The sequence below is a fragment of the Pseudoalteromonas sp. H105 genome (genome assembly GCF_001469215.1).
Lineage (GTDB): Bacteria > Pseudomonadota > Gammaproteobacteria > Enterobacterales > Alteromonadaceae > Pseudoalteromonas.
Map to the genome: position 1 here is coordinate 19822 of NZ_LOFH01000001.1, position 15320 is coordinate 35141.

15 protein-coding genes are annotated in these 15320 nt (G+C 39.4%); 6 read left to right on the forward strand and 9 right to left on the reverse strand.

Features of this window, described 5'->3' with window-relative positions:
* Positions 1-29 precede the first annotated feature (29 nt).
* On the forward strand, positions 30-3215 hold the full coding sequence (locus tag ATS75_RS00090; protein WP_058558401.1) for an amidohydrolase family protein: 3186 nt from the start codon (positions 30-32) through the stop codon (positions 3213-3215).
* Between the two features lie 390 nt (positions 3216-3605).
* On the opposite strand, the gene ATS75_RS00095 is transcribed toward ATS75_RS00090, so the two are convergent.
* The gene (locus ATS75_RS00095) at positions 3606-3977 is read right to left on the reverse strand and encodes a hypothetical protein (protein ID WP_058558402.1); all 372 of its coding nucleotides are present in this window, start codon (positions 3975-3977) and stop codon (positions 3606-3608) included.
* A gap of 150 nt (positions 3978-4127) precedes the next feature.
* Here ATS75_RS00095 and ATS75_RS00100 point away from each other — a divergent pair, with 150 nt between their 5' ends.
* A complete protein-coding gene (locus tag ATS75_RS00100; protein WP_058558403.1) occupies positions 4128-4880 on the forward strand; it encodes a Nif3-like dinuclear metal center hexameric protein in 753 nt (250 codons plus the stop codon).
* A gap of 37 nt (positions 4881-4917) precedes the next feature.
* Here the strand turns inward: ATS75_RS00100 and ATS75_RS00105 are convergent, their stop codons facing one another.
* The 3 genes from ATS75_RS00105 to ATS75_RS19970 all read right to left on the reverse strand — a co-directional run bounded on the left by ATS75_RS00105 (position 4918) and on the right by ATS75_RS19970 (position 7296).
* Positions 4918-5682: a YdcF family protein gene (locus ATS75_RS00105; protein ID WP_058558404.1), complete on the reverse strand. Its 765-nt coding sequence runs from the start codon at positions 5680-5682 to the stop codon at positions 4918-4920.
* 52 nt (positions 5683-5734) lie between these two features.
* A complete protein-coding gene (locus ATS75_RS00110) occupies positions 5735-6622 on the reverse strand; it encodes a LysR substrate-binding domain-containing protein (protein WP_058558405.1) in 888 nt (295 codons plus the stop codon).
* 533 nt (positions 6623-7155) lie between these two features.
* On the reverse strand, positions 7156-7296 hold the full coding sequence (locus tag ATS75_RS19970; RefSeq protein WP_082665362.1) for a DUF2897 family protein: 141 nt from the start codon (positions 7294-7296) through the stop codon (positions 7156-7158).
* A gap of 524 nt (positions 7297-7820) precedes the next feature.
* On the opposite strand from ATS75_RS19970, the gene ATS75_RS00115 reads away from it, so the two are divergent.
* Together ATS75_RS00115 and ATS75_RS00120 are read left to right on the forward strand one after the other, a co-directional pair.
* Positions 7821-8417: a phospholipid-binding protein MlaC gene (locus tag ATS75_RS00115; protein ID WP_058558406.1), complete on the forward strand. Its 597-nt coding sequence runs from the start codon at positions 7821-7823 to the stop codon at positions 8415-8417.
* A 489-nt stretch (positions 8418-8906) separates the two neighbouring features.
* Entirely contained in the window at positions 8907-10244 is a 1338-nt protein-coding gene (locus ATS75_RS00120; protein WP_058558407.1) for an ankyrin repeat domain-containing protein, read from the forward strand.
* A gap of 69 nt (positions 10245-10313) precedes the next feature.
* Here ATS75_RS00120 and ATS75_RS00125 read toward each other — a convergent pair whose 3' ends face one another.
* Genes ATS75_RS00125 through ATS75_RS00145 form a run of 5 tightly spaced genes read right to left on the reverse strand, consistent with a single transcriptional unit; the run spans position 10314 to position 13853 of the window.
* Positions 10314-10772, reverse strand: a complete 459-nt coding sequence (locus ATS75_RS00125) for a DUF2069 domain-containing protein (protein ID WP_058558408.1) — start codon at positions 10770-10772, stop codon at positions 10314-10316.
* Positions 10769-11323, reverse strand: coding sequence for an NAD(P)H:quinone oxidoreductase (gene wrbA, locus ATS75_RS00130; protein WP_058558409.1), 555 nt, complete (start codon positions 11321-11323; stop codon positions 10769-10771). Before wrbA ends, ATS75_RS00125 begins: the two co-directional genes overlap by 4 nt.
* Positions 11323-11670 (reverse strand): arsenate reductase (glutaredoxin), encoded by a 348-nt coding sequence (gene arsC, locus ATS75_RS00135; protein WP_058558410.1) that lies wholly within the window; start codon positions 11668-11670, stop codon positions 11323-11325. The genes wrbA and arsC overlap by 1 nt, the downstream gene beginning before the upstream one ends.
* Positions 11671-11725: 55 nt before the next feature.
* A complete protein-coding gene (locus ATS75_RS00140) occupies positions 11726-13186 on the reverse strand; it encodes a M48 family metalloprotease (RefSeq protein WP_058558411.1) in 1461 nt (486 codons plus the stop codon).
* 1 nt (position 13187) lies between these two features.
* Positions 13188-13853, reverse strand: a complete 666-nt coding sequence (locus ATS75_RS00145; protein ID WP_058558412.1) for a hypothetical protein — start codon at positions 13851-13853, stop codon at positions 13188-13190.
* Between the two features lie 144 nt (positions 13854-13997).
* Between ATS75_RS00145 and ATS75_RS00150 the strand changes: the two genes are divergently transcribed.
* Together ATS75_RS00150 and ATS75_RS00155 are read left to right on the forward strand one after the other, a co-directional pair.
* Positions 13998-14216, forward strand: a complete 219-nt coding sequence (locus tag ATS75_RS00150) for a hypothetical protein (protein WP_058558413.1) — start codon at positions 13998-14000, stop codon at positions 14214-14216.
* On the forward strand, positions 14209-15285 hold the full coding sequence (locus ATS75_RS00155; protein ID WP_058558414.1) for an AI-2E family transporter: 1077 nt from the start codon (positions 14209-14211) through the stop codon (positions 15283-15285). Before ATS75_RS00150 ends, ATS75_RS00155 begins: the two co-directional genes overlap by 8 nt.
* Positions 15286-15320 lie beyond the last annotated feature (35 nt).

Here is a 15320-nt window from a genome sequence, read left to right on the forward strand (position 1 = left end):
AATAAATAACAAAAGCAAGCGAGAAATCGATGAAAAAACTGTTTCATACTGCGTTAGCTGTATCGGTGTCATTAGCACTTTACTCCAATGTTCAAGCCGCTGACAAAGCGAGCGAAAATAAATGGCAGGTGGACACGCCACAAGGCCAATTTATCGATGCCAACATTAATGTTAGCCAAGGTACATGGATGAACGTAGATGTTAGTCCAGATGGAAAAACATTAGTGTTCGATTTACTGGGTGACATTTACACTATGCCAATCAGTGGGGGTACGGCAAAACTACTTACCTCAGATATTGGTTGGCAAATGCAGCCACGCTTTAGCCCTGATGGTAAGCATATAGCCTTTACGTCGGACCAAGGTGGTGGTGACAATATTTGGGTTATGGATACCAATGGCGAAAATCAAAAAGCAGTGACCAATGAAACGTTTCGTCTTTTAAATAGCCCTGCTTGGAGCCCTGATGGTGATTACCTCGTTGCACGTAAACACTTTACTGCAACACGTTCATTAGGTGCAGGTGAAGTATGGCTTTACCACAAAGCGGGTGGTAAAGGGGTTCAGTTAACTAAACGTGCAGATGATCAAAAAGATTTAGGTGAACCGATGTTTTCACCAGATGGGCGTTATGTGTACTTTTCTCATGATGCAACACCGGGTAAAACGTTTCATTATTCAAAAGATTCGGTTGCAGGTATCTACAAAATAAAGCGTTTTGATCGTAAAACAGGTGAAATAGAGACTATTATTCAAGGAATGGGTGGCGCAATTAGGCCCACGCCGTCACCTGATGGGACTAAGCTTGCCTATATCAAACGTGATGACTTCCAAACAAGCTTATATATGTATGATTTAGTTTCAGGTAAACATACACAACTTTACGACAAGCTTGAACGCGATATGCAGGAAACGTGGGCAATCCACGGTGTATACCCGACTATCGCTTGGACTCCAAATAATGATGAATTGGTATTCTGGGCTGGCGGTCAAATTCAGAAACTGGATGTTGATAAAAAATCAGTGGAAAATATCGATTTTAGCGTTGAAACAACGAAGAAAATTCAAAAAGCAGTGCGCTTCACGCAAAATATTGACAGTGATGAATTTGACATAAAAATGCTGCGTAATGTGCAAGTATCACCAGACGGTGAAACAGCCATATTTGAAGCCCTTGGGCACATTTATAAGCGCGATTTAGAGTCAGGAAAAATTAAACGATTAACTCGCCAAGATGACCATTTTGAGTTATTCCCACAATTTTCCCGAGATGGTAAAAAAATTGTCTATGTAACTTGGGATGACAATGAGCAGGGGAGCATTCGCGTTGTTTCTGCTCGCAGTGGACGCGGTGATACAATAACGAATGAGCCGGGTAAGTATGTAGAGCCAACCTTTAGTCCTGATGGCAAGAAAGTAGTTTATCGTAAAGCCTCTGGCGGCAGTATTTTGAACCCTGACTGGTCTTTACACCCGGGGATATACGCTATTAGTAGCAAAGGTGGTAAAGCAGAATTAATTACTAAAAGCGGTTATCAGCCGCAATTTGGCGCGACTAACGATCGCGTTTTTGTTATGAGCCCTTGGCCAAAGCCTAGCTTAAGTGCTGTCGAGATTGATTCTAAAAAAGTAACTAAGTTATATGAGTCAGAACACGCGACTGAGTTTAGAGTATCTCCAGATGGTAAGTACTTAGCATTTGCTGAACGCTTTAAAGTGTTTGTAACGCCATTAGTTGAAAACGGTAAAAGCATTAATATTGGCCCTAAAGATAGCAAATTTCCAATTGAGCAATTATCGGTGCGTGCAGGTGAAAGCATAAGTTGGAGTGCAAACAGTGATAAGCTTTATTGGACACTTGGGCCGGAGCTTTATCATGCTAGCTTAGCTGGTATCTTTGATATTAATAAAGCAGAAGATGCTGATTTCAAAGTTAAAAGTGGTGAAAACATCAGCTTTAGCAAAAAAATGTCAGAGCCCAAAGGCATGTTTGCATTGACAGGCGCACGTATTATCACCATGAAAGGCGATGAAGTGATTGAAAATGGTGTGCTGCTAACGGATGGAAAGCATATTAAAGCGGTAGGAACTGCCGATAGTGTCTCTATTCCTAAAGGGGCTGAACTTATCGATCTGGCGGGTAAAACTATTATGCCAGGTATTGTGGATGCGCATGCGCATGGATCGCAAGGCAGTAATGAAATTATTCCAGAACAAAACTGGAAAAATCTAGCGGGTTTATCGCTGGGTGTAACAACGATTCACGATCCTTCAAACGATACGACGGAAATATTTGCTGCCAGTGAAATGCAAAAAGCGGGTACGATTGTTGGGCCGCGCATTTTCTCAACGGGCACCATTTTATATGGCGCAAATATGCCAGGATATACCTCGCACATTGATTCGCTTGAGGACGCTAAATTTCATTTAGAGCGCCTCAAAAAGGTCGGTGCATTCAGTGTCAAATCATATAATCAACCTCGTCGTGAACAACGCCAGCAAGTAATAGAAGCAGGCAGAGAGCTTGAGATGATGGTGGTGCCTGAAGGTGGTTCACTATTGCAGCACAACTTAACAATGGTTGTGGATGGTCACACCGGTATTGAGCACTCTCTTCCTGTTGCGAATATCTATGATGATATCAAGCAACTTTGGTCGCAAAGTGACGTAGGTTATACACCTACTTTAGGTGTGGCTTATGGCGGAATTTGGGGCGAAAACTATTGGTATGATAAAACTGATGTATGGAATCATCCGCGGTTGAGTAAATTTGTACCGAAAAATCAATTACTGCCACGTTCTATGCGTCGAGTAAAAGCACCCGATCATCACTATAATCACTTTAATAATGCACGCGTAGCTAAAGAGCTGCAAGATTTAGGTGTATTAGTGAATTTAGGTGCGCATGGACAACGTGAAGGGTTAGCTGCTCACTGGGAAATTTGGATGTTTGCACAAGGCGGCATGACGCCACTTGAGGCGTTACGTGCCGCGACACTCGATCCTGCTAAATACATTGGCCTTGATAAAAACATTGGTTCACTTGAGGTGGGTAAACTTGCTGATTTAGTGGTGATTGACGGTAATCCGCTAGAGAATATTCGTGATACCGATAAAATCGATTACACCATGATCAATGGGCGTTTATTTAACGCAGCGACAATGAATGAAGTTGGCAAAAAACAACGTGATAAACTCTACTTTGAACAAAAGTAAGCGTCATTTTACCAAATAGGTGATTATGACTAAAAGCGGCATTCGCCGCTTTTTTACTTTTTGGGCATAATCTTTAAGCAATAATTTTTTTAATAATAGCTTTATCAAGCAGCAATGTCTGAGGCTGCTTGCTTGGTAAATCATTCCCTCCGGGAGATGCTATTAGTATGATGATGTTGACGAACACCGTTCATCCTGCTGCGGGAGTAAATCCTATTTTGATAATGATGATGGGGCAAAGTTGGACGTTTTAAATTGCGCTAGTTTAGTATGAACCGTATTTATTGTTTTATGCGGCTATTTATCCCAATGGCTATTAAAAGAATATTTTTATAGACACAAAAAAACCGCTTAGTAGCGGTTTTTTTATTTAAAGTGCGTTACTTTAAATTACACAACACCGCGTGGTAGGCGACAGTCATGATCTTTTTCAGCTAGGTAAACAATCCATAACTCTTCGGCTGTGTAGCCGTCTTCGTTAGGTGTAACTACAGCAAATGGTGCTTTTTTCTCAGCTAGTTTTGCTGGCGCGGCAGTTTTAGTTTTAGTTTTTTTAGCTGGCGCTTTTGCTGCAGGTTGCTCAGCCGTTTTACCAGAAGTAAGCTGCTCAGTTAATTCAGCTACATCAGCTAGGCGTAAATTTTTACCGCCGTCGATGCTGTACCAACCAGGTTTAGTGGTGATTTCAGGTTTCTTACCATTGGCGGCTTCATATGCTGCTTCAAAGGCATTTAACACTTCTGTTTTGTCTAGTTTGCTCATCAGAGACCCTATACGTTGTAAACACAGATAAAGAATACACATTTATACCTAGTTTTGGCGAACTTTTCAATTTTTTGCGATTTTCCTTCCATTTTGAGGTTATAAGCGCCAAAATTTGCATAAAATCTAATGCAGAGGTGGTAAAAAATTATGCAGCGTAGAGAATTTAACCAATTATTACATGAGATCTTAAAACCGGATTCGATTAAAGACTTTTGCCCAAATGGGCTTCAAGTTGAAGGACAAAAAGAGATTAAAAAGATTGTGACCGGTGTCACTGCAAGCCAAGCTTTAATTGATGCAGCCATTGCCCAAGGCGCTGATACTATTTTGGTTCACCATGGATTTTTTTGGAAAGGTGAATCACAACCTATTGTGGGTATGAAAAAGCGAAGAATTGGTGCACTTTTAGCTCATGACATCAATTTATTTGCATATCATTTACCGCTTGATATCCACCCTGATCTTGGTAATAACGCTCAACTTGCCCAGTTACTGGATATGCAGTGGGAAATGGGCTTAGAGCCAATAAACAATAGTGTTGCAGTAAAAGGGCGTTTAAAAACCCCGATGACGGGTGAGCAGTTTTCGAAAAAAATAGCCCAAGTTCTGAACCGTAAACCTTTGACAAGCCTTGTACGTGATGAACCAATAGAAACTATTGCTTGGTGTACCGGTGGCGGCCAAGGCTACATAGATTTAGCTGCAAGCCAAGGTGTGGACGCTTATCTTACGGGCGAGGCATCCGAGCAAACAATTCATAGCTCGCGTGAACAAGGTATTGATTTTTTTGCTGCTGGGCATCATGCAACAGAACGATACGGTATAAAAGCATTAGGCGAATTTTTAGCCAATGAACATGGCTTTGATGTAACCTTTATTGATATCGATAATCCAGTGTAAATACTGCTTGGGCTACTTCAAAAAAGTAGCCTTCTTATTACAGCGCTTGCGAATCAATCCAGCGACGAAGTTCAATCCAAGTACGGCCAATTATTTCATGCCAATAAGCAGTTACCGCTTTTAATACGCCAACACTTGGGATGAATTGCTTATGTGTTGGCCAAGCTGAAAAGTCATAAAAGTCAGTTGCTGCTGGCACTACATCAATACCTTGGGCATAAAAGAGGTCTGATGCACGCTTCATGTGGCTGGCTGATGTCACTAAGGCTACTTTATAGTCAACCAGGGCTGGTGCTAGAAATTTAGCTTCGTCTGCTGTGTCCATGGCGGCTGGGTTTTGCTTTATGCGTTTGGGGTTTACACCTAAACTAATAGCGGTTTGCGCCATTAAAGCACTATTTGTCACATTTCCAATACCACCACCAGATACAATAAGATACGCATTGGGGTAAAGATACGCTAACCGTAGTCCTTCAACTAATCTACTCTTCGCACAGTTTCCTAATTGACTGTTTGCTGTCAATTGGGGGTTTGGGTTAACGTCACACCCAAGCACAACGATTTTATCGAGTTGTTGATGTTTTTTTACGTCAAATACATATTTTAATTGTGAGCTTGGGTTAATTAATTTTTGGGCAATAAAAGGTGTACTGATAGAGAGTAAAAACCCGACAAAGATCAGACCCATGATTGATGCTAGTTTGTGATTGCGTAATGTGTAAAAAAAACAAAGTAAACAAAGAAGGCCTACTAATGGCAGTGGCATCAGCATTGAGCCGATTATTTTTTTAAGTTCAAACATCACAGTAACATCATTTAAATAGATGTAAGTATGCTACTGTGAATAATTAATTTTATCGACCATTATTTAGTTTGCAGGTATTTAAAAAGTGCCGATAAACAGGGTTGTCCTTCATGTTTTTCTTCATCGCTAGGTACATTGGGCGTGTTAAACCTAATGCACCAAGTGGAATAGATTTAATTAAGCCTTGGCTTTCATAAGGTGTAACGAGCCAATCAGGTAAAGCAGCCACTCCCATACCAGCGCTGACTAATTGAAAGATAAGTAAGCCTTGATCAACATTTTTTAGCGTACCGTCAAATCGTGCATTTTGGATAAAGTGCTTAAAAATATCTTGTCGTTCACGAGGGATCGGGTATGAAATGATCGTTTCATTTTTTAGATCGAGTGCTGTCACATACGCTTTTTTTGCTAGCTCATGATCCGGAGCCACAATTAATTTTAGCTTAAAATCAAATAGGTGAGCGTATTCTAGTTTATCAGGCTCGCGAATATCTGAAGTAAGCACTAAGTCTAACTCTTCATTGAGTAAATCAGGGATAGCGTCGTAACTAAAGCCACGTTCGTAATCCACTTTTATATCCGGCCAAAAATTATTAAACTCTTTTATCGTCGGTAATAGCCAATGAAAACAAGCGTGGCATTCGACACTTAGTCGTAATTGCGATATGGGCTGATTTAAACTCTCTTTTAGTCGGCATTTCGTCGCTTCAACGCGAGGAAGTACTTCATTGGCGAGTTCTAGCAACAACATTCCTTGAGGTGTAAAGCGAACAGGTTGCGTCTTTCTTTCAAATAATTGGCAATCCAGTTTGTTTTCAAGATCTTTGATCTGATGCGATAAAGCAGATTGAGTTAAAAAAAGTTCACGGGCCGTATTTACCAAAGATCCAGTTTCTTTCAAGGTTGCTATGGTCTTTAGGTGTTTTACATCAATCATCTTTAAAAATTCTCATGGCTAAAGTGAGGTTCACACAGAATAAAGACATATTACGCGTTTATTTGGGATGCTTCAACGTCTAGATGGCTAAATATTATCTGTGTTCATACTTAAATATCCTAACATGACTATAACACTACAATTGACAGCGCTGTCAAGTTTATTTTTCATACTCTATTATTTTTAAACTATGAATTTAGCTCAAGTTAAATTAGGGCGGCGAAATGGTGTTATGTATTTTTACAATTAAGTGTTTGAATTATAGCTTTGTCATAAGAGCTGGTGGCGTGTGTTAAAAATGTACAGCTTTACGCGCCATAGATTAAATCTTTTAAGGTTTCTTTACGAAGTCCAAGCATAGTTTTATGCACTGTCATTTAGTCAGGGATAATGGTGATGTTGGTAAGGTATTTAAATAACTACCAATAGATCTGACATGCTTAAGACATTACAGGCTATGTAAGTCGGGCAACAATGGAAGGGTTATATTTTTTAAAGTAGATAGGTCACTTAAATAACATATAGGCGAAAACTCAATCCATGCTTTCTTCGTCTTTATTAGTGGTCTTAGGCGGGATTTTAAACCCTATATTTGCAGAATGTTTAAGTAACATGATATTACCGATTATAATTGCTAAAACAAATACGATGATAAGAATGTGCCAAAGTTCCATTGTGTTTACTTATAATTTTTAAAGGTGCCTTAGTCTATCAAATCTCTTTTCAATTAAAAGTGTTTTGCAAATGACGTCGAAAAAACGTTAAGTCTATCATTACGGCGTTTAATACGAGGATGTGGGTAGTGTCTATAACACAGTGTTATTTTTAGCGTGTTGACTTTGGTAATATATTAAAAACCGGTCTTAAATTTGATAGTGTGTACTTACAATTTGCGAAGTATATACCTTGAATAAATGAAACCCCTATGCCTGCTTGCATAAGCAACGATACACCCTATGGATGTCAACATGCGATATTAATAAGCCATTTTTGAGCTTTTAACACCTCCTTCCTGCTGAACATAAAGCTGCTCAGAGCACAGTAAATGTGTATTTTTACACATGGGAAATTAAGTTGCTGAAAACATAGTAATATTTACATTCGTGCCAAATTGCCACTAATAATGTGCTATTTTGTTTCTTTTTTAAGGCATATAAAACAGGTAAATTAGGCCCTCACATTTTTGAGGATACTTACGATGATTTCATTTGGCCGCAACCTGCTTTTTATAGCATTTCTATTCAGTAGTTCACTTATGGCAAAGCCTACACAATCACCCGTTGAGCTGCTAACGGAGGTTGGCGATCAACTATTTAGTGAAATTAGCAAAGTAAACAGTCATGGTACAGCAAGCAAAGATGAGATGAAGTACGTTGTAAATCAGTATTTAATGCCACATATGGACATAAAGTTTGTATCTTATAAATTGCTAGGAAAACATATAAAGGGGATTGACCGAGGTCAAGCAACAGCTTTTATTGAGTCCGTGGAGCATTATTTGAGTATTACTTATGCAGGTGCGCTCATGAAGTACACAGGGCAAGAGATTAAGTTTGAAGATGATAACAACGTAATAACTGGCGATTTTGCAACCGTAAAAACGCAGATTGTTGATAGTAATGCACCTACCATAGACCTCCATTTTAAATTGCGACAAAGTAAGGATGGAAGCTGGAAGGTCTATGATATTGTTGCAGAGGGTATTTCACTGTTAAGTGCAAAACAAAAAGAGGTTATACAGCGTATTTCAGACGTTGGCCTCGCTAAAGTTACAGCAGAATTGAGCAGTAAGTAGTGACATAAAGTCGTCAACCTTCAAGGGCGAATAGGCTTTAACCACCTCAAAAAACGGGTTTGTAGTTGGCATAAAAGTAATTTAGGCATGACATGCAATAGTCGCTTTATTTTTAAAGTTAATGTCTCTGTATGACTCGTTTTTGGACTAAACTATTGGTCGCTCAACAAGGATTTACTCTCATAGTAGATATATATCTTTTAAAAGTGACTGCAAAGTAACGTTTTAACATAACCCCCCTGTGAAATGCTGAACGATGTGCCTTGGTATGAATAATTAATTCGTCGTTTCCTATTATTCTTTTAGATCTCCATTATTTAGTATAGCGCCCCGATCCAGGTATGTTAGAATAGACCACATATTTAAGATCACTTTTGAAATGCTTAAGTATAAAAAATTGACGTTAAGCGCAGTGTCAGTTTGCGTTTGTTATAACTATTTACTCACTTATTTACCCTGCATTTTAAACACTGGAGTTGTGTTGATTTAATGGAAAATGTACTCATTTGGCCGAAAGAATATCCGTTGTTAGTCAAAGGGCTCATTGAGCAAAACGGGGCATTTATTTTGGACGCATTAGAAGCGTGGCCTTCATGTCGCTCTACAGAAGAGAGTAATGGCGTTTGCACCACGGTTTTACCCCCTATTTATTATCTTACTTGGTTTTCACCTCTGGAACCTTTTGAAGAATGCTTTTTTCAACACATCAGTGAATATGATGAAGATGCGCAGCATTATATTTCTGCAGCAAGAGCCCATTATTTAGAAAATGACTATACACCTGAGGGTTTAGTCTTACTGATGTGTCAACGGTTAGAAAAGTATGCGAGTGTTGCGGCACAATCTGCAATTGATACACCGCTTTCATTACTTAGCCATTTATTTTCAAAGCGCTACTTCACAGTTATTGAGCATGCATTAAATGCTGGTAGTAAAGTTGCTGCACAAGATGCATTAGAAATTTGGAAAGAGGTGGATTTTAGGGAGCGGTTTAGTCAATTTATTCCAGTTTCGGTAAGCGAAAGCAGTCTTTTAAGTGAATTGGCGGCTGAAAAAGTTGCCAGTGGCAGAGATTACTTTACCCTACTAACACAAGTTTCTCCTGATGTTGACTCTGCTTATTTATTAGAGCAAGCGTTACTTGCTCATTTAAGTTCAAGTAAAGCTAAACAAACAATGGCGATGCGATTTATTGAGCAAGGCGCAACAGGGACATTGTGTGATGAGACCCAAAAAACGGCATTCATGTGGGCTGTTGAAAAAGGGTTTGTGAATTTAGTTCAAATACTGCTTGAAAAGCAAGACAAAAAACAATGTGATGAATTAGGCAACACCGCGTTACATTACGCTGTTTTAGCAAAAAATGAACCATTGATGGTACTTTTACTCAAGTTTGGTTACGACTACCGTGTCCGTAATAATGATGGATTAAGTTGTTACCGCTTAGCTGTGCGTGTTAAAGCGGCGCAACTAGTTAAGTGTTTAGAACGTGACTTTGGCATAAAAGAGTTGTCACCTGAGGGGCAGTTTGATCGCATAAAAAAAGTGCATGGGCTACACGCACTTGTCACAATTTTATTACCATTGCAGTTATTCTTCTTTTTTGATGAGTCACTTGCAATTAAAAGTGAACTCACACTCGGTTTAACTACGCTTACTGTGGTGTGTTTTTTCTTTGCGATGAGCCTTAAACGATGTGCTTTGTATCCAACGGTAAAACATCCTTGGGGGCTGTTTGTATTGCGTTCTTTCTCACTTCTTAGCCTGATAGGTCAATTAGGTTTGGCGAGTATTGTTGCTTTGGCGACACTCAGTGACTTAGTTTAATTTTTTAATATATAAAAAACCCGCCGATTGGCGGGTTTTTATTTAGCTTGCATTCACAAGGTTGATTTATTACTGGTGCTTTTGTTCATGTGACGCTTTTTCGTCAGCTAAATCTTCTTTTAGTTTACGTATTTTTAGGCCCAGTTCTTGTCCACGATAGCGAGCATAATAGGTGCAGCCTATAAACATGGCGGTTGCGAATAATAACTCAAGTAAAACCCAAATCATTTGTTCTTGTGCAACCCATATTAAAGTGAAACCATGGATGAAATAGAACATAACAATAAAGTTTGCCCAAGCATAAGTGTATGGTTTATCTTGTAAAATACCTTTCAGTGGTAACAGTAAAGGTAAAATGTAAACAACAAAAATAAACCCGTTACTGTGCCCTTCACGCGGTGCGATAAGATAAAGCCAGATCGGCATTAGTACTAAAAGCCCAAAATAGCCAAAGAGGGCAATACGCTGGAAGCGTACTGTTATTGCTTTTTTTTCCACACTGGGTGGGTGTGCCGCTTTTGATGTCATTTTAGTTTACTCGTAATTTTAACTAGTCTTTGCCCTACACTTTGGCATATTTTGATTTCGTCCTTGCTCAATTGATTACTGTTGTTTGCGCCAGCAACATGGGAGGCTCCATAAGGTGTTCCGCCTGTTTGTGTCGCTAATAACTCAGGCACCTCATAAGGAACTCCTAAAAGCATCATACCGTGATGAAGTAATGGTAAAGATAAATTCAGCAGGGTTGCTTCATTGCCTCCATGCATGCTGCTAGAGGATGAAAAGACACACGCTGGTTTATCTATCAATTGGCCTTTTAGCCATAAATCACTCGTGGTTTCCCAAAAAGTTTTTGCTTGAGACGCCATCATTCCAAAGCGGGTAGGGGTCCCAAATGCAAGGCCATCACACTGAATCAACTCGTCTTTATCGATAATAATATCTTCAGGGTTTTTAGCAACAAATGTTCGCAATAAAGCATTACCGCCTTGTGCCTCAACGGCATCAGCTATTTCATTAGCCATGGCTGCAACAGAGCCGTGGCTTGAATGATAAAGAACAACTATAGTAGGTCGCATTACAGTACGCTTAGGACGTTTTCTGGTGGGCGACCAATTGCCGCTTTATCCCCATTTACGACAATTGGACGTTCAATGAGCTTGGGATTATCAGCCATCGCTTTAACTAATTCTGCTTCATTTGTTTGTGATTTAAGGTTTAATGCTTTGTACAAATCTTCTTTAGTCCGCATCATGTCACGTGCAGAATCAAGAGCCAGTAATTTAACGAGAGCGGTAATTTGCTCCTCGTTTAGTGGCGTTTTCAAATATTCAATAATATCGGGTTCAACAGCATGTGTTTCAAGTAAAGCAAGGGTCTCTCGAGATTTAGAACAGCGTGGATTATGATAAAGAGTGACAGACATAGTTAAAGATCCATTATTAAAAAGAGGCTCTATTTTAGGGGAAGAATGGCGAGACTTAAAGTCTCGCGAGTTCTTTTTGCATTTGTCTATACTGAGTTAGTAAAGCCTTTAGGCGCTGTTGTTTTACTAACTCTTGCGGTTCAACAAAGTTTAATGCTTTTTGTACTTCATCTGCCGCTTTTAAATACGCACCATATTGCGCAAGAACACTTGCGTTTGCTTCATGGTACGATGCTAGGTTTTTTTGTTTTTTATAAACATCCGTAATCAGTTGCTTCGCCAAATTATGCTCGGGTTTTTCCAGTAGGAACGACTTTAACAAGCGCTCAGCTAAGTCATACTGTTTAGCTTCTAATGCAGCATTGGCATAGTTCAAGGTAATGACCTGATTATTCGGACGGTTGTCATGTAAAGCTGCTAGAAAAGTTACCGCGTCACTGGCTTTATCCTGGCCGATTAATAAATCGGTATGGGTATCTATATAAAACAAATTCTTAGGATCAGCTGCCAGTAATTCATTCAGTACCTCAGCCGCTTCAGCATACTTTTTTTGGTCCAGTAGACTTATGCCTAAGCCATACTTAAGTGCAGTACTATTGTAAAAGGTATTTTCTTTAATCAGTTTTCTAAATAAGTTTTCTGCATCAACAGGTTTATGGTGATAACGCGCTATAACACGGCTTTTGGCTAGGTTAAACTCTAGACTCTGAGGGTACTGGCGTTTTTCAAATTGTTGCGCACGTAGTCGCACATCCGATACCCTTGATTCAGGTAAGGGGTGAGTGAGTAAAAAAGCCGGCGGTTTGTACTTGTATCTAATTTGTGCGGCAAGTTTAGTTAAAAACTCACTTGATGCATAGGGATCAAAGCCTGCATTGTTGAGGGTTTGCATACCAATTCTATCTGCTTCTTGCTCAGCAGAGCGGCTATGAGTTAATTGGCTAAATGCGGCTTGTGTTTGGTTTGCAGATATAATTGCAATACCCGCATCAGGTGAAACGACTGTCGCTAAAACGCCGGCTATTAGGCCCGCTATTGTTAATGCACTATTATCTTGCTGCTGCTGAATTCTTCGCGCTAGGTGACGTTGAGTTACGTGAGCAATTTCATGACCTAGCACTGATGCAAATTGACTCTCACTGTCAGATTGCGCCATCAATCCGGTATGCACGCCTACATGGCCGCCATAAAAAGCAAATGCATTAATTTCAGGGTTGTTAATCCAAAAAAATGTAAATGGGAACCTAACATCACTTGCATTTGCAACTAACTTTCTACCTAGGGTAGTTAAATATTCATCCAGTACTGGATCACTTACAACAGGCGATGAACCGCGGATCTGCATCATCATCACTTCACCAATAGCTTGTTCTTTTTCAAGAGGTAAAGCTTGTAAGGCTGAAGTGCCTAAATCTGGCAATTTAAAGCTAGTTTGTGCCTTTAAGGATGTACTGCCTAAAACACTTAGCGTTATAAGTGCGCTAAACACAGTAATAAAGGCTGATTTTATTCGCATTTTATTCCTTGCTGGTTGTATCGCCGAGCATAATTCGTGCTATGTCTATTTCATCACTGCATGCACGGCTGTCTTTTTCGCATAACTGGTAGAAATCCTTAATTGTGACTCCATCAAGCTTCACAACGTTCAATTCTCTTTGTAAAAAAGTAATAATTTTATGAACGGTTTTATGGGCATGAAGTATCAATGCTTTATCGGCAGTATCACCTCGCTCAAAATAAAAGCCTATAAATTTATGCAATTGGTTGATACGAATTAAGCTTCGCATGGTGACAGGGTCCCATACTTTAAACTCCATGAAACGGTTATCTTTGATATATTGATCAATCGTTACCTCTTTAGCGTAAGGCAGCGCCCATAACTCAAAACCTCGGTCCGTGAAGATTTGATGAAGTGCAACACGTGGTTTATTTGTACAGTGAATCTCCCCTAAAGAATCTTCATGGCCTCCGAGTAAATCTAGGTTCCAGTTACGTTTATCGATTAAACGCTTAACGGCGTTATCAAAACCGTGTTCTAATATGCCTTCAGACTCACTCACGGAAGAGGCAATTAAGTGATAAAACGGGGGTAGCTCTCCCCAATTTATTTGCTTTTTAAACCAGTTGATATCTTTTAATGTTGGATTACTGGGTAGTAGCGCTTTATTATTCGTGCCGGGCATGGGCTTTTCCTTACTACAATATATTTATTAAGGATAAACCATTGTGCAAAGGGTTTTAAGGAAAAGTTACAGTTGATTTAAAATGCATTAGAGTAAGTAGGTATTACACATGTTCTGGGCTTATATTTTTCAGAGTGAGAAGTCATGTTAGAGCAGGATCTGCGCGAATTTAAATGTCCGCAGCAGTTTATTCAATTTAAGTTAGGGTTAAAACAGGCAAACTTAAATCAACAGTCGATTAAGTTTACTTTAACACTTGCGCAATCAACATCAGATATAGAGCGTTTTTTGCAAAAATATAACTATCATTACCAATTACAAAAGCAGCTTGGGCTGTTAATGGTGGAGCCACGTCGTGTTTGAATATGTAAAAGCATGGTACGAAAGAAAATTTTCAGACCCTCATTCAGTTACTTTATTATTTTTATTAGTCGCCTTAATGGCGTTGTTTTATTTCTTTGGTTCATTGATTGTTCCTGTGTTAGTTGCTTTGGTCATCGCTTATTTACTGGATTGGCCGGTTGCGTATTTAGAACGGCTAGGGTTAAAGCGATTCACAGCCGCTATCTTTGTTATGCTTGCATTTACAGGGTTAATGTTAACCTTGATTGTTGGTATGGGCCCTGTGCTTTGGCAGCAAGCAAGTAACTTGCTCCAAGAATCCCCACACATGATAGAGAAAGGGAAGTATTTTTTACTACATTTGCCAGATCAATACCCAAGCTTAATAACCGCTGAGCAGGTGCAGTCAGTTGTAGCGAGTGTGGAAAGTAAAGTGATTGAATTTGGTCAGGTTGCTTTATCTGCTTCCCTGACTTCGCTTAAAGATGTGGCGGCGTGGTTAATCTACTTGATTCTTGTGCCATTATTAGTCTTTTTTATGCTCAAAGATAAGCTTGAATTAACCCAAAGTATTGCGAAGCTTGTTCCTAAACAGCGCCGTTTAATTTTACAAGTTTGGCATGAAATGAATCAGCAGATTATGAATTATATTCGCGGTAAAGTGTTTGAAATTTTAATTGTAGGCTCAGTGTCGTTTATTGCTTTTACGGTTTTAGATTTGCGATACGCTGCATTATTAGGTGTATTGGTTGGTTTTTCGGTTCTTATTCCTTTTGTCGGTGCAGCATTAGTCACTATTCCTGTTGCTGCTGTGGCGTTATTTCAATTCGGTTTAGACACTCAATTTTGGACGATTTTAATCGTTTACAGTATTATTCAAGCGCTTGATGGTAATGTTTTAGTTCCCTTATTATTCTCCGAAGCGGTTGACTTAAATCCTGTTTTTATTATTGTCGCCGTTTTGTTTTTTGGTGGGCTGTGGGGTTTTTGGGGGGTGTTTTTCGCCATTCCTTTAGCATCACTGGTAAAAGCGTTGATCAACGCTTGGTCAACCCAGCAAGAAGAGCATTTAATAGAGCAGCAGAATTAAACAGCCTTTAGTCTTAAATAGAATATAAACCGCAC